At 72.8% G+C, this 13,290-nt stretch carries 18 protein-coding genes and 1 riboswitch; of the genes, 11 read left to right on the top strand and 7 right to left on the bottom strand.

Translation table 11 applies throughout. The features are described 5' to 3' along the window. Position 1: 1 nt before the first annotated feature. Entirely contained in the window at positions 2 to 754 is a 753-nt protein-coding gene (locus SJY07_RS11710) for an SDR family NAD(P)-dependent oxidoreductase (protein ID WP_328294080.1), read from the bottom strand. A 101-nt stretch (positions 755 to 855) separates the two neighbouring features. Here SJY07_RS11710 and SJY07_RS11705 point away from each other — a divergent pair, with 101 nt between their 5' ends. Then, positions 856 to 1,692, top strand: coding sequence for a helix-turn-helix transcriptional regulator (locus tag SJY07_RS11705; protein WP_380159261.1), 837 nt, complete (start codon positions 856 to 858; stop codon positions 1,690 to 1,692). On the opposite strand, the gene SJY07_RS11700 is transcribed toward SJY07_RS11705, so the two are convergent. Beyond that, positions 1,664 to 2,623 carry a DUF389 domain-containing protein gene (locus tag SJY07_RS11700; protein WP_380159259.1) on the bottom strand — a complete coding sequence of 320 codons (960 nt, stop codon included), beginning with the start codon at positions 2,621 to 2,623 and terminating at the stop codon, positions 1,664 to 1,666. The two genes, SJY07_RS11705 and SJY07_RS11700, sit on opposite strands and share 29 nt — an antisense overlap. 60 nt (positions 2,624 to 2,683) lie before the next feature. After that, positions 2,684 to 2,750: riboswitch (guanidine-III (ykkC-III) riboswitch) on the top strand. A 10-nt stretch (positions 2,751 to 2,760) separates the two neighbouring features. Between SJY07_RS11700 and SJY07_RS11695 the strand changes: the two genes are divergently transcribed. Further along, positions 2,761 to 3,075 (top strand): SMR family transporter, encoded by a 315-nt coding sequence (locus SJY07_RS11695; RefSeq protein WP_328294083.1) that lies wholly within the window; start codon positions 2,761 to 2,763, stop codon positions 3,073 to 3,075. Between the two features lie 28 nt (positions 3,076 to 3,103). Here SJY07_RS11695 and SJY07_RS11690 read toward each other — a convergent pair whose 3' ends face one another. Together SJY07_RS11690 and SJY07_RS11685 are read right to left on the bottom strand one after the other, a co-directional pair. After that, positions 3,104 to 3,643, bottom strand: a complete 540-nt coding sequence (locus tag SJY07_RS11690; protein ID WP_328294084.1) for an SRPBCC domain-containing protein — start codon at positions 3,641 to 3,643, stop codon at positions 3,104 to 3,106. Between the two features lie 36 nt (positions 3,644 to 3,679). Continuing rightward, positions 3,680 to 4,873 carry an MFS transporter gene (locus SJY07_RS11685; protein ID WP_328294085.1) on the bottom strand — a complete coding sequence of 398 codons (1,194 nt, stop codon included), beginning with the start codon at positions 4,871 to 4,873 and terminating at the stop codon, positions 3,680 to 3,682. 29 nt (positions 4,874 to 4,902) lie between these two features. On the opposite strand from SJY07_RS11685, the gene SJY07_RS11680 reads away from it, so the two are divergent. Beyond that, on the top strand, positions 4,903 to 5,583 hold the full coding sequence (locus SJY07_RS11680; protein ID WP_328294086.1) for a GntR family transcriptional regulator: 681 nt from the start codon (positions 4,903 to 4,905) through the stop codon (positions 5,581 to 5,583). Positions 5,584 to 5,599: 16 nt separating this feature from the next. Here SJY07_RS11680 and SJY07_RS11675 read toward each other — a convergent pair whose 3' ends face one another. Together SJY07_RS11675 and SJY07_RS11670 are read right to left on the bottom strand one after the other, a co-directional pair. After that, positions 5,600 to 6,028 carry an acyl-CoA thioesterase gene (locus tag SJY07_RS11675; RefSeq protein ID WP_380159256.1) on the bottom strand — a complete coding sequence of 143 codons (429 nt, stop codon included), beginning with the start codon at positions 6,026 to 6,028 and terminating at the stop codon, positions 5,600 to 5,602. A 9-nt stretch (positions 6,029 to 6,037) separates the two neighbouring features. Further along, entirely contained in the window at positions 6,038 to 6,628 is a 591-nt protein-coding gene (locus tag SJY07_RS11670; RefSeq protein ID WP_380159254.1) for a TetR/AcrR family transcriptional regulator, read from the bottom strand. 64 nt (positions 6,629 to 6,692) lie between these two features. Here SJY07_RS11670 and SJY07_RS11665 point away from each other — a divergent pair, with 64 nt between their 5' ends. Further along, on the top strand, positions 6,693 to 7,559 hold the full coding sequence (locus tag SJY07_RS11665) for an oxidoreductase (protein ID WP_328294089.1): 867 nt from the start codon (positions 6,693 to 6,695) through the stop codon (positions 7,557 to 7,559). A 112-nt stretch (positions 7,560 to 7,671) separates the two neighbouring features. Here SJY07_RS11665 and SJY07_RS11660 read toward each other — a convergent pair whose 3' ends face one another. Beyond that, positions 7,672 to 8,853 carry a hypothetical protein gene (locus SJY07_RS11660; RefSeq protein ID WP_380159251.1) on the bottom strand — a complete coding sequence of 394 codons (1,182 nt, stop codon included), beginning with the start codon at positions 8,851 to 8,853 and terminating at the stop codon, positions 7,672 to 7,674. Between the two features lie 249 nt (positions 8,854 to 9,102). Here SJY07_RS11660 and ppk2 point away from each other — a divergent pair, with 249 nt between their 5' ends. The 7 genes from ppk2 (at position 9,103) to crcB (ending at position 13,278) form a co-directional block, all read left to right on the top strand. Continuing rightward, positions 9,103 to 9,960 carry a polyphosphate kinase 2 gene (gene ppk2, locus SJY07_RS11655; RefSeq protein WP_380162278.1) on the top strand — a complete coding sequence of 286 codons (858 nt, stop codon included), beginning with the start codon at positions 9,103 to 9,105 and terminating at the stop codon, positions 9,958 to 9,960. Positions 9,961 to 10,147: 187 nt separating this feature from the next. Then, on the top strand, positions 10,148 to 11,365 hold the full coding sequence (locus SJY07_RS11650; RefSeq protein ID WP_328294092.1) for an anion permease: 1,218 nt from the start codon (positions 10,148 to 10,150) through the stop codon (positions 11,363 to 11,365). 13 nt (positions 11,366 to 11,378) lie between these two features. Further along, entirely contained in the window at positions 11,379 to 11,678 is a 300-nt protein-coding gene (locus SJY07_RS11645) for a hypothetical protein (RefSeq protein ID WP_328294093.1), read from the top strand. A gap of 10 nt (positions 11,679 to 11,688) precedes the next feature. Then, the gene (locus SJY07_RS11640; protein ID WP_380159249.1) at positions 11,689 to 12,003 is read left to right on the top strand and encodes a DUF3349 domain-containing protein; all 315 of its coding nucleotides are present in this window, start codon (positions 11,689 to 11,691) and stop codon (positions 12,001 to 12,003) included. A 161-nt stretch (positions 12,004 to 12,164) separates the two neighbouring features. Then, positions 12,165 to 12,509 (top strand): hypothetical protein, encoded by a 345-nt coding sequence (locus SJY07_RS11635; protein ID WP_380159247.1) that lies wholly within the window; start codon positions 12,165 to 12,167, stop codon positions 12,507 to 12,509. Beyond that, positions 12,506 to 12,919, top strand: a complete 414-nt coding sequence (locus tag SJY07_RS11630; RefSeq protein WP_380159245.1) for a fluoride efflux transporter FluC — start codon at positions 12,506 to 12,508, stop codon at positions 12,917 to 12,919. Before SJY07_RS11635 ends, SJY07_RS11630 begins: the two co-directional genes overlap by 4 nt. After that, on the top strand, positions 12,916 to 13,278 hold the full coding sequence (gene crcB / locus SJY07_RS11625; RefSeq protein WP_328294097.1) for a fluoride efflux transporter CrcB: 363 nt from the start codon (positions 12,916 to 12,918) through the stop codon (positions 13,276 to 13,278). The genes SJY07_RS11630 and crcB overlap by 4 nt, the downstream gene beginning before the upstream one ends. Positions 13,279 to 13,290 lie beyond the last annotated feature (12 nt).

Raw genomic sequence — 13,290 nt, 5'->3', positions numbered from 1 at the left:
CTCAGTGCACCGGGAAACCGGCGAGCACCTGCAGGAACCGCCCGTAGGTCCCCTGCGCCTCGGCGAAGCGGAACGGCTTCGCCTCGTCCACGACGACCTGCTCGACGTCGGGATCCTCGCGCAGGATCGCCATGACCCCGTCGAGGAAGGCCGGCAACGGCATCGCCCGGTCGTCGTCCTGCTGGCCGCCGAACTCCGTCCGGACGGCCGGCGGGACGATCTCGACGACGTCGATCCCGCTGCCCGCGAGCTGCACGCGCTGCGTCTCGGAGTAGGAGTGGATCGCGGCCTTGGTGGCGCTGTAGGTGGGGGAGGCCGGGAGCGGGACGAAACCCAGCCCGGAGCCCACGTTGACCACCGTGCCCCCGCCCCGGGTCGCGAAGAACGGCACGAACAGCGACGACATCCGCAGGGGACCGATGAGGTTCGTGGTGATGACGTCGATCGCCGCGTCGAGGCTCTCGCCCGTGCGGAGGTCCTCGTAGAGCGCGATGCCGGCGTTGTTGACGAGGACGTCGACGTCGGGGAAGCGGGTGGTCACGTCGTCGAAGGCGGCCCGGACCGAGTCGGGGTCGGCGACGTCGAGCTCGACGGCGGCCAGGCCCGGGTGGTCCTGGACGATCTGGTCGAGGAGGGCTGTGCGGCGACCCGCGACGACGACGGTGTTGCCCTCGCCCTGCAGGCGCTGGGCGAGGCCCAGGCCGATGCCCGCGGTGCCGCCGGTGATGAGGACGGTGCGTCCGGTGATCTTCATGTCCCCACCCTGCGCCCGCGGATCCCGTTGCGGGAGAGGACCGGTCATCCAGGGATCGGCGGTCCCTGGCTGCGCCGCGGCCGCGGAGCGAGGATGGTGGTGTGGACCGACCCGGACTCGCCGACTTCCTGCGCCGCCGCCGCGAGGCGCTGCGACCCGGCGAGGTCGGGCTGCCGCCCGGTGTCCGTCGTCGCGCGCCGGGGTTGCGGCGGGAGGAGGTCGCCGCGTTGGCGGGCATGTCCACCGACTACTACGCCCGCATCGAGCAGCAGCGCGGCCCGCAGCCCTCGGACCAGGTGGTGGCCGCGATCGCCCGGGCGCTGCGCTTCGACCTCGACGAGCGCGACCACCTGTTCCGCCTCGCCGGGCACCGGCCGCCCGTGCGGTTGCGCCGCGAGGAGCACATCGCCCCCGGGTTGATGCGGGTGCTGGACCGCCTCGACGACACCCCGGCGATGATCGTCTCCGACCTGGCCGAGACCCTGGTGCAGAACCGGCTCGCGATCGCCCTCCTCGGCGACCAGCGCCACCACGCGGGACCGGCGCGCAGCCAGTTCCACCGGTGGTTCACGGATCCGGAGGAACGCACGCACTACCCGGAGGACGACCACGAACGGCAGACCCGGCTGCAGGCCGCCGGGTTGAGGGCGGCGTTGTCCCTGTCGTCGGACGCCCGGGCGCGCGAGGTCCTCGAGGACCTCCTGCGGCGCAGCGCGGAGTTCCGCGAGGTCTGGCAACGCCACGAGGTGGAGGAGAAGACGGGAACCCGGAAACGTCTCGTCCACCCGCAGCTGGGGGTCCTCGAGGTCGACTGCCAGAGCCTGTGGACCGAGAACCGCGCGCAGGCCCTGCTGGTGTTCACCGGCGTCCCCGGTACGGAGGCGCAGGAGAAGCTCGACCTGCTGCAGGTCATCGGGACGCAGCAGTTCGCCCGGTGACCCCCCGACGGACCCGCAGCCACAGGTGGTGCTGCACCCGCAGCGTCACCACCGCGGCCAGCAGGATGCAGGCGAGGTTCAGCACGAGTTGCCCCAGCGCGCCGAGCGCCGTCCCGTACTGACCGGTCACGACGCCCGCGGCGAAGTCGGCCGCGGCGGGAACCGTCGTCACGCTGATGAACACCCCCACCAGCGGTCCCGCCTTCGCCGACGTCAGGGACAGGGTTCCCGCGATCCCCGCCAGCACGGCGACGATGACGCTGAACGCGTCCGGGGAGGCGACGAACGACGTGAGCGGCCGGCGCCCGTCGAGGAACTCGTGCGGCACCAGCCCGACGAGTCCGAGCACGAACACCGCGGCCGCCGTGACCACCACGGCCAGCGGGAAACCCAGCGCGAGGGCCCGCACCGGTCCGGCGACGAGGTCGCGACGGCGCCGCACGATCGCCACGGCCAGGGCCGCGAGCGGGCCGAACTCCGGACCGAGGACCATCGCCCCGACGATGAGCACCTGCGAATCGGTCAGCAGGCCGACCGCGGCGATCAGCGTGGCGAGCACCAGGAACGCGTAGTACGAGGCGGAGCCGGTGGCCCCGCCGTCGGCGGCGTTCTCGACCTGCTCCCAGATGAGGGCGTCGTCACCCGCGCCGGGCGCCGCCTCCTCGGCCTCCTGGATGCGGCGGCCGAGGGCCGTGTCGACGGTCTCGAGCACGATCGACCCGGACTCCTCCAGGCCCAGCGCCTGCAAACCGTCGACCACGGCGTCCACCGCCTCGCGGGCGACGTCGGCCTCCAGCAGGTCACCGGGTGGGAGCAGGCAGGCGCCGACGTGCCGGACGACGTTGGTCACCCCCGCGTCGGCACGCAGGACCTCGAGGGCCGCGGACGTGGTGGCCGGCGGGCAGATCAGCCGCAGGTGGAGGACGCTCACCCCGCCATGCTGCCGCAGCGCGCGGACTTGACCCCGGAGACCGGGTGGGAGAACCTCGGAGGAGCGCCCGTCACCCGGGCGCCCGGACGAGCCCGCCGTACCCGGTCACGCGACAAGACGGCGGACGTGAGGTTCTCGTGTCCTGGATCGTGCTCGTCGTCTCCGGTGTGCTGGAAGCGGTCTGGGCCACCGCCCTGGGCCGCTCGGCCGGGTTCTCCCGCCTCGCACCGACCCTCGTGTTCGCCGTCGCGCTGCTCGCCAGCACGGCCGGTCTGGCGTTCGCGATGCGCTCCATCCCCACCGGGACGGCCTACGCCGTCTGGGTCGGGATCGGCGCCGCGCTGACCGTCGGCTACGCGATGGCGACCGGGGCCGAGGCCGCGTCGCTGGCGAAGGTGGCGCTGCTGCTGGGCATCGTCGGCTGCGTGATCGGCCTGAAACTCCTGCACTGACCCCTGCCGGTCGTCAGCCGGGGCGGGTTCAGTCGAGGTGCGGGAGGTGGGCGGCGTAGGCGGCCCGCAGTTCGCGCAGGCGCAGGTCGTTCGCGGTGCCCCAGGCGGCCCAGTCGACGCTCCCGCCGTCGAGCGCGATCGCGAGCTGGTCGAGGTGCAGGTGCCAGGCGGCCAGCGACATCGGCACCCACTCGTCGTCGCCCTCGACGATGTTCGTCAGGCGCAACCGGGTGCGGGCCCGGAGGGCACCGACGTCGAGGGGTTCCAGTTCCCACCGCAGCCGGCCGTGCTCGGAGTTCGTGTGCTCCAGCAGGTTCGGGGCGTCCATGTCGACGATCTCGCCCGGCCACCACTCGAGCTCACCGGGAGGGCCCGTCAGCCACTCCAGCGAGAACTCACCACCGACCTGCAGGTCGGTCCGCAGGTCGGCCCACCACAGCCGGGTCAGGGCCGGGACGGTCAGGGCGGTCCACAGCGCGGCGACCGGGTGGTCGTAGTCACGGGCCAGGCGCAGGGTGGCGCGGTCTCCGCCGTGCAGGATCGCGTCGCCGATCGGTTCGATGCTCACCCCACCATCCTCGCGCACGGCGCCGTCCGCGGTCCGCTACCGGTGCTCGTCGTGGCGCGGGACGAGGGGCAACGCCGCCAGCGGGGCGAGGGCGACGAGCGCCATCGTCGAGGGGTACCCGACGGCGGTGACCAGCGCGCCGACCCCCGGCCCGACGGCGGAGGCGGCGAGGAACTGCCCGGTGTTCTGCAGCCCGAGGGCCTTGCCGGACCAGCGCGGTCCGGCGGCCTCGGCGACGGAGGTGAACGCGAGACCGTTGTCCGCGACGCTGACCGTCGAGGCCACCACGAGCACCGCGGCGATCGCCACCGGCCAGTGCGCGTACCCGACGGCGGCCAGCAGGGCCAGGACGACGACCCCGGACACCGCGACCCAGCGCAGGACGCGGACCCGGCTGCCGACCCGGTCGCTGAGGACCCCGACGACGATCCGGCCCAGTGCGCCGACGAACTGCGCTCCGCCGACCACGACCCCGGCGAGCGTCTGGTCCCAGTCGAGCCCGACGGTGAGCCACACCAGGCCGAAGGTCGACAGGGTGAACTGCGGCAGGACGAGCAGGACGGACACCAGGTGGATCCGCAGCAGGAAGTGGTTGCGGCGGTAAGGGTTCTGCGAGGCGGCGGCGTCGGTCATCGGTGCGCGCGGCGGGTTGCGGATCCCCGCCGCGCACACGACCGCCAGCACGGCCAGGACCCCGGCACCGAGCAGCAGCGGGGCGCCGATCCCCGCGGAACCCGCCAGCGGCGGCACGACGAGCGCCGCCACGGCCATCCCCAGGGGCTGGGACATCTGTCGCAGACCCATCGCGAGGCCGCGACGTTCGCGCGGGAACCAGCCGACGACGACGCGTCCGCTGGCGGCGTTCGTGCTGGCCGCGGCGGCTCCGCCGAACCCCAGGGCGAGCCCGAGGGGGAGGAGACCGGACGTGCTCGCCGCGACCGCGGCGCACACCGCCGTGAGGGCCAGGCCGCCGGCGATGACCCAGCGTTCCCCGACCCGGTCGGCCAGGGCGCCCCACGCGACCAGGGTCAGGACCATGCCCAGGGTCGGCGCGGCGGCCAGGGTCCCGGCCTGCGTCAGCGGCAACCCGCGCTGCAGGTGGAGGAGGGGGATCAGGTACACCGGCGTGCTCACGAGGAGGGTCCCGGCCGCCTGGGCCGCGATCCCGAGGGTGAGCATCCGCCACGCGGCCGCGGGAACGCGGGGCGCTGCGGTGTACGTTTGTGGCATACCAAAACGGTATCCCACGAGGAGGCGACGTGTCGGACGGTCCCTACGAGACCCTGCGGGCCGCCGTCCTGGGGTTCGAGTTCGTGCCCGGCGAGAAGCTCAGCGAACGCGGTCTCGAGGAGTTCCTCGGCGCGTCCCGCACCCCGATCCGTGCCGCCCTGGTCCGGCTCGAGAACGAGGGCCTGACCGGGCGGGTGGGCCGCGGCTGGCGGGTCGCACCCATCGACCTCGCCGAGGTCCGGGCCGTCACCGAGCACCGCGAGGTCGTCGAGACCGGGGCGCTGGCCCTCGCCGTCGAACGCGCCACGCCCGCTGAACTCGCCGCGGTGCGGGCGCTCCTCGAGGCGGAACCCGTGGCCGACGACGAGGAGAGCGGCCTGCGGGGCGGCAGCGACTTCCACCTCGCGCTGGTGCGGTTGTCCCGCAACCCCTTCCTGGTGGAAGCCCTCAACGGGACGCTGACCCGGCTGGCCCGCACCCGCTGGCTGGAGGTGCGGACCGCGGCGTCGCGCGAACAGGCCCGGGCCGAGCACCGGGGGATCCTCGACGCCGTCGAGGCCCGCGACGCCGACCGGGCCGCGGAACTGCTCCGCGCCCACAGCCGGGGGACGGCGGAGCGGTTGCTCGCCCACCTGGCGCAGGAGCGACGCCGGTTGCGCGGGCGGGGTTTCTCGATCGTCGAGAGTTCGACGGCGCCGCCCGCGCTGTGAGCGGCGGTGAGCGTCCTCAGTCGGGCCGCATGCTGCTGGGGATCCGGTCCCGGTCGTAGGTGATCGTCGAGTAGCCGTGCGGCGCAGGCAGTCCGTCGGCACCGAGGTTCACGAACACGATCTTCTCGATGGTCAGGATGCTCTGCCGGGTGATCATGTTGCGGACCTCGGCGCGCATCGTCAGCGAGGTGCGACCGAAGGCCGTCGCGCGCAGACCCATCTCCACGAGGTCGCCCTGCTGCGCGGAGGAGACGAAGTCGATCTCGGAGATGTACTTCGTGACGACGCTGCCGTTGCCGAGCTGGAGGATCGCGTAGATCGCGGCCTCCTCGTCGATCCAGCGCAGCAGGCTGCCGCCGAAGAGGGTGCCGTTGGCGTTGAGGTCCTCGGGGCGGACCCACTTGCGCGTCCGGAAGGTGATCTCTTCCCCGTCATGTCCTGACATGAAGACAGCTTAGTGGGCTGTTCCGTCGACGAGGAGGAGCTGGATCGCGTCGTCGACGAGGGCGTCGCCGAGCTCCTGGGGGATCCGGTGGGAGGCGATCAGGGAGGCGACGCCCTGCAGGGTCGCGACGAAGAGGAGCTTCGTCCGCTGCCGGTCGGGTCCGCGGAAGCGGCCGGCCCGCAGGTCGGCGTCGAACAACGCGTCGAAGGTCGAGAAGAACGCCGCGGCGGCTTCCCGGACGCTCTCCGCGGCGTCTGCGCCCTTGGTGGAGAACATCAGCTCGAGCAGTCCGGCGTCGGTGACGGCGAAGCCGACGTAGGCCGCCGCCACGCTGCGCAGACGGTCGACCAGGTCGACGGGGTGGGCGGCGCCCGCCGTGGCGACGTCGTGGGTCAGTCGCGCGAAGCCGCGTTCGGCGAGGGCGACCAGCAGGGCCTGACGGTCGATGAAGTGACTGCGCGGTGCGCCGTGACTGACGCCGGCCTGCCGGGCCAGCTCGCGCAGGGAGAGGTCCTCGACGCTGCCCTCGCGCAGGGTCCGTTCCGCCTGGTCCAGCAGGACCGCGCGGAGGTTCCCGTGGTGGAAGGGCTGGCGCGTCACGCAACCAGGGTAGCGGTGAAGTAGACGTTGACTATTTGACTAGACGCTGCCTAGTATCTTGTCCATGCCTACATCTGCGGCGACACCGCTCCCCGACCTCACCGGCCGCACCGCGATCGTGACCGGAGGCGGCAGCGGGATCGGCGCGGCCACGGCCCGGGCCCTCGCCGCCCGGGGCGCCCGCGTCGTCCTCGCCGTCCGGAACCGCGAGAAGGGGGAACGGGCCGCCCGGACCATGCCCGGGCAGGTCGAGGTCCGGGACCTCGACCTGGCGGACCTGGCCTCGATCCGCTCCTTCGCCGCCGGCTGGGACGGGCCGATCGACCTGCTCGTCAACAACGCCGGGGTGTCCGTCCCCGACCTCCGGCGCACCGCCGACGGTTTCGAACTGCAGTTCGGCACCAACCACCTGGGCCCGTTCGCTCTGACGAACCTGTTGCTGCGCCACGTCTCCGGCCGGGTGGTCGCCCTCTCCTCCCAGGCCGAACGGATGGGGAGGATCGACCTCGACGACCTGGGCCTCGAGCGGACGAAGTACGTGGAGTCCCGGGTCTACGCGGCGTCGAAGCTCGCGAACCTGCTCTTCGTCACCGAACTGCAGCGCCGGTTGACCGCGGCCGGATCTCCCGTCCTCGCCGCCGCCGCGCACCCGGGCCTGGTGACGACGAGCATGACCACCGGGAGCGGCGGCGCGGTGACGAGGCTCCTGGTGCGCCTCCTGGCCCAGGACCCGGACCAGGGCGCCCTGCCCGTGCTCCTCGCCGCGACGGGAGACGTTCCTCCGGCCGCCTTCACCGGTCCCGAGCGGTTCGCGCACATGCGTGGCGGCGCGATGCTGATCGGACGGTCCCGGCAGTCGAAGGACCCCGTCCTGGCGAGCCGGTTGTGGTCGGCGTCCGAGGAGCTCACCGGAATCGGTTTCGGTCTCTGACCCGCCCGAGGCCGTGAGCACACTTCCTCGTCCGGAAGTTCACGCGCTCGGTCTCCATCCGTTCTGACCCGAGGGCGCGGTGGCGGGGCCGCGCACGGCCCCGCCACCGCTGTCAGCAGGCCGGTTCGACCGCCACCCGGGCGCCGGTGTCGACGTAGGTGTTGCCGCTGACGCGCAGCCGGCCGGGGGCGATGACGCCGCCGTACTTGCTGCCGTGGCCGAAGCGGTTGTCGCGGAAGACGACGCTGGAGTCGATGTTCGCGCTGCACTTCACGTTCACGGAGAACGTGCCGCCGTCGAGGTAGTTCTTCTCGAACACGACGTCGCGCAGCCGCTTGGTCCCCGTCTCGGTGCCCAGTTGCACCGCGGAGTTCAGGAAGTCGTCGTCGCCCGCGGTCCGCGGGTCCAGGGTGTTGTGACGCACCAGGATCCGCTCACCGCTGGTGGACTGCAGGGCGTCGGTGTGGACGCCGTCGTGGCGCACCAGGGCGTGGATCCAGCTGTCGACCACGGTCACGTCGTAGCCCAGGCGCGGGCCGTCCTGGGTGCCGCGCACCTCGACGCGGCGCAGGGTGTAGTCGCTCCAGCCGATGGCGTTCTCGGTGCCGCCGTCGCCGCCGTCGATCTCGGAGTCCTCCATGACGAAGCCCTCGGCGTCGGTCAGCGCCACCGCCAGCTGGCGGCCGTCGGTGCAGGTGACGCGGGACCGGCGCACCACGACGTCGGCGGCGCGGACGGTGAGGCAGCCCATGTCGAGGCCGCTGAGGACCGTGCCGGGCTCGGTGACCACCACGTCTCCGGTGCGGGTGAGGGTGGTGCCGGCGGGGACGCCGGTGGAGGCGGCGTTGGGCCAGCCGGCCGGGATGGCCGTCCGCGTCGCCGGCACCACGCGCAGGACCTTGAACACGGTCTGGGCGAGGTACTTGCCCTTGTAGAGCTTCGCGACGAGCGTGATCGAGCCGCTGCGGCCGCCGAGGTCCACGGTGGTGCGGGCCCGGTAGGTGCCACCGGCCGCCGTGCCGGCGCCGAGGGTCCCGACCGGGGTGGTGCCGACGACGTAGGTGCCGCGGTCGAAGGCCACGGGGGTGACGAGCTCGATCTCGACGTCCGTGGCCGGGATGCGGGCGTTGTTGACGGTGGTGCCGTCGTAGTTCATCACGGGCGCGACGGAGGCCTGGGCGGCCGGCGCGACACCGGCGCCCGCGGCCAGCGCGGCCAGGACGGCGGCGGTGGCCAGCAGGGCGCGGGGACGGCGGGGGCGGCGGGGAGTGGGGGTGGTGACGGGCTGAGACACGGGGGATCCTCCGGGGGGTGAGGGGTGGTTCGTCGCTCCCTCTGGACATCGGGCCGGGCTTGAGAGCACTGGCTGCGCCGGTGGGGTGCCGGCGAACGGGTGACGTCCTGCAACGGAGCGCCGGGAGGCTACCCGGGACGTCCGACGCGACCTGTTCGCCGTGAGTTCACCGCCCGATCACCGGGCCGTCGACCGGCGCGGGGCGGCCCGGGGTTGCATGCCGGCGTGCACCTGACCCCTGACCTCGGCATGACCGTTCGTGACGACGAGGACGAGCCGGAGCTGCTGACGCCCGACGGCAGCGTCGTGGACACCTGGCGCGAGGACTACCCCTACGACGAGCGCCTCGGCCGCCCCGAGTACGACGCCGAGAAGCGGTTGCTCCAGATCGAGCTGCTCAAGCTCCAGCGCTGGCTCAAGGAGTCCGGCGAGCGCATCGTCGTGCTCTGCGAGGGACGTGACGCGGCGGGCAAGGGCGGCACCATCAAGCGCTTCATGGAGCACCTCAACCCGCGCGGGGCCCGCGTCGTGGCGCTCGAGAAGCCGAGCGAGCGCGAGTCCACCCAGTGGTACTTCCAGCGCTACGTCCAGCACCTGCCGGCCGCCGGGGAGTTCGTCCTGTTCGACCGCTCCTGGTACAACCGCGCCGGGGTCGAGCGGGTCATGGGGTTCGCCTCGGCCGCGGAGTACGACCGCTTCGTGACCCAGGCCCCGCTGTTCGAGCGGATGCTCGTCGACGACGGGATCCACCTGGTGAAGTTCTGGTTCTCGGTGACCCGGGCCGAGCAGCGCACCCGCTTCCTCATCCGCCAGATCGACCCGGTCCGCCAGTGGAAGCTGTCGCCGATGGACCTCGCGAGCCTGGACCGCTGGGACGACTACACCGCGGCCAAGGAGGCGATGTTCTCCACCACGGACACCGACTTCGCCCCGTGGACGGTGGTGAAGACCAACGACAAGAAGCGCGCCCGGCTCGCCGCCATGCGCCAAGTGCTGGCGATGTTCGACTACGACGACAAGGACGCCGAGGTCGTCGGCGTGCCGGACCCGCTGCTCGTCGTGCACGCGCGGACGATCCTCGAGACGGACCGCCGCCCCGCCGCCTGAAGCCACCGGACCGGCGCACGGAGTCGCGCTCGCGGGGGTCGCCACGACCACCGCGGGTGCGCCGCCGTGACCGTCCGTCCTGCTGGAAGGCCGGGTTCCCGACGCGGGATGAACGCCGCGTGAACTCTCCCGCCGGAGGGCCGAAGTGGCTTCTCGCGGGTCCTGCGGAGGGGCAGCCTTTCCCCTCGTGGAGACAGCAACGCTCATCCTCGTGCTGGTCGTCGTGGTGGCGCTCACCTTCGACTTCACCAACGGCTTCCACGACACGGCCAACGCGATGGCCACGTCCATCGCCACCGGAGCTCTGCCACCCAAGGTGGCCGTGGGCCTCTCCGGCATCCTCAACCTCGTCGGGGCGTTCCTGTCCGTCGAGGTCGCCCTCACCGTCTCGAACGCGGTCGTCAAGATCCAGGACAAGAGCGGTGCCCCCAAACCCGAACTGCTCGACGGCGGGGGCTCGGCGCTCCTGCTGATCGTCCTCGCCGGCCTCGTCGGCGCGATCGCCTGGAACCTGCTGACCTGGCTGATCGGTCTGCCGTCCAGCTCCTCGCACGCCCTCTTCGGCGGCCTCATCGGCGCGACCGTCGCCGGCCTCGGCTGGGCGGGCGTGAACTGGAACGGCGACGGCACCAAGATCGACGGCGTCGTGGGCAAGGTCATCATCCCCGCGGTCGCGTCGCCGATCCTGGCCGCGATCGTCGCGACCGTCGGCACCTTCGTCGTCCACAAGGTCATCTCGGGCGTCGCCCAGCGCTTCACCGACCAGGGGTTCCGCTGGGGCCAGATCGGCTCCGCCTCGCTGGTGTCGCTGGCGCACGGCACGAACGACGCGCAGAAGACGATGGGCGTCATCACCCTCGGGCTGATCGCCTCCGGGCACTGGTCCAGCACCGAGTCCATCCCGTTCTGGGTCAAGGTCGCCTGCGCCCTCGCCATCGCCTCCGGGACCTACCTCGGCGGCTGGCGGATCATCCGCACCCTGGGCAAGGGCCTCATCGAGATCACACCGCCGCAGGGCATGGCCGCCGAGACCGCGTCCGGCGCGGTCATCCTGATCTCCAGCCACCTGGGCTTCGCGCTCTCCACGACCCACGTGACGACCGGCTCGGTGCTCGGCGCCGGCGTCGGCAAGCCCGGTGCCGTCGTGCGCTGGCGGGTCGCCGGCCGCATGGTCATCGCCTGGGTGACGACCATCCCGGCCGCCGGGATCGTCGGGGCCCTCATGTGGTGGATCGGCCACGCGCTGGGCGGCGGCGCCGTCGGCGCGATCGTCATCACCGCGATCCTGGTCGCCTTCACGCTCGTCGTGATGCGCCACTCGCGCAAGAACCCGGTGCACGCCGGCAACGTCAACGACGAGTGGGAAGCGAGCGAGGGTGCCGACCGCACCCCCGCCGCGGTCTGAGGGGAAGAACGACATGGTCCAGAACCTGACCCTCGTCGGCGACGCGCTGTGGAAGATCCTCCTCGTCGCCCTCGTCCTGGGCGCCGGCCTGCCGGTGCTCTTCTCCGCCGGTGTGCGCTCGCTGGCCTACGGGGCGGGTGGCTCGGCCGAGACCAGCCACGCACCCGGACACCCGATCGGGAAGGTCCTCGCGGTCGTCTGCTTCGCGATCGTGATCCTGGCCGTCGCGCTCGGCATCACGTTCATCGTGGCCAGCGGGTTCGGCAAGGCGCTCAGCTTCGAGCACGTCTTCCCGACCATCGTCGACAAGTGACGGGACAGCCATGACCTCCAGCTCCACCAACCTCGCGACCCGCGTCGTCGACTGGCTGCGCGCCGGGTACCCGGGCGGCGTCCCGCGCCAGGACTACGTGGCCCTGCTCGGCCTGCTGCGCCGCAAGCTCACCGACGAGGAGGTCCACTCCATCGCCGCCGAGATCGTCGGTCTCGCCCGGCAGGGCGAGGTCATCACCGTCTCCGACGTGGAGCGCCTCATCAACGAGGCCACCCTCGACGAACCGGCGACCGCCGACGTCGCCCGGGTGTCCTCGCACCTGGCCGCCGGTGGCTGGCCGCTCGCGGACCACCCCCGCGACTGAACGACTCCGCCCCCGACGCCGCACCCCCTCGACGGGGGTGCGGCGTTCGTCGTCCAGCGCACGGTCCCACGGCGCGGTCCCACCGCACGGGCCCACCCACACGGACCCGGCGCGGGCACCCGGTGTTTGCCCCGACGTGATCTCCCAGGCACACTCCCGCCGTGACCCCCACGCGCGACACCGGGACCGTGCTCAACGACTGGTTCGAAGGGCTCGACGTCGAGGACACCGATGAGGCCTTCTTCTGCCTCCGGACGGGCGCCTACTCCCGCAAGCTGCTGACGTCGCTGCGGCGTGTGCTGGCCCCCGCCACCGCCACCCGGCACGGGCTCGACGACCCGCACACCGCCGCCCCGGGCGATCCGCTGAGCGCCAGCGTCCAGACGTTCCTGCGCCAGCACCTGCTGGCCGGGGAGACCGCCGACCTCTGCGCGGTCCAGCACCCGTTGCCCCTCCAGCGGCGACGGACGACGACCCTGCGCGACGTGCGAGGCTGCCGTCCGTGAGCACGCCCGAGGCGCCGCCGCACCGTGATCCGCGGCTCCTCGTGCTCGTCGGCGCCGGCGGCGCGGTGGGGACCGTGGCCCGCTGGGCCGTCTCGGCCGGCGTTCCCGTCGTGTCCGGGTGGCCGCTCGCGACGCTCACGGTGAACCTCCTCGGGTCCTTCGCGCTGGGCCTGCTGCTGGAGTCCCTGCTGCGACGGGGACCGGAGACCGCAGCGCTGCGTCGCCGGCGCCTCGGGCTCGGGACGGGGTTCTGCGGCGGGTTCACGACGTGCTCCAGCTTCGCCGTCGAACTGGACCGCCTGGTCAGCGGGGGGCACCCGGCGACCGCCCTCGGCTACGCCGCGCTCAGCCTGCTCGGCGGCCTCGTCGCCGTCGTGCTCGGCATCGCCTGCGCGGTGCGGACCCGGTGATCCTGCTCCTCGCCCTGGCCGGCGGTCTCGGCGCCGCGGCGCGGTTCGCCCTCGACGGGGAACTGCGCGCCCGGCGTCCCTCGGAGTTCCCGTGGCCGATCCTGCTCGTCAACGTGCTGGGTTCGCTCCTGCTCGGGTTCCTCACCGGTCTCGTCCTCGACGGCGCGGACGAGCGGTGGCACCTCGTCCTCGGCGTCGGGTTCTGCGGCGGCTTCACGACGTTCAGCACCGCGATGGTCGACACCGTCCGGCTCGCGCAGCGGGGGGCGGTGCGCTCGGCGACGCTGAACCTCGTCGGGACCCTGGCGACCACCGTGGTCGCGGCCGCCTTCGGGTGGGGACTGGCCGTCCTCCTGTAACCTCGACCCCAG

This window comes from Kineococcus sp. R86509 (assembly GCF_042466365.1).
Classification (GTDB): domain Bacteria; phylum Actinomycetota; class Actinomycetes; order Actinomycetales; family Kineococcaceae; genus Kineococcus.
This window is presented reverse-complemented; position numbering and strand designations above follow the sequence as displayed.

Excerpts from the sequence above, each read along its gene's own strand:
- SJY07_RS11710 (WP_328294080.1), bottom strand. The coding sequence starts at position 754 with ATGAAGATCACCGGACGCACCGTCCTCATCACCGGCGGCACCGCGGGC.
- SJY07_RS11685 (WP_328294085.1), bottom strand. The coding sequence starts at position 4,873 with ATGCCACAAACGTACACCGCAGCGCCCCGCGTTCCCGCGGCCGCGTGG.
- SJY07_RS11675 (WP_380159256.1), bottom strand. The coding sequence starts at position 6,028 with ATGTCAGGACATGACGGGGAAGAGATCACCTTCCGGACGCGCAAGTGG.
- SJY07_RS11665 (WP_328294089.1), top strand. The coding sequence starts at position 6,693 with ATGCCTACATCTGCGGCGACACCGCTCCCCGACCTCACCGGCCGCACC.
- ppk2 (WP_380162278.1), top strand. The coding sequence starts at position 9,103 with ATGACCGTTCGTGACGACGAGGACGAGCCGGAGCTGCTGACGCCCGAC.
- SJY07_RS11645 (WP_328294093.1), top strand. The coding sequence starts at position 11,379 with ATGGTCCAGAACCTGACCCTCGTCGGCGACGCGCTGTGGAAGATCCTC.
- SJY07_RS11640 (WP_380159249.1), top strand. The coding sequence starts at position 11,689 with ATGACCTCCAGCTCCACCAACCTCGCGACCCGCGTCGTCGACTGGCTG.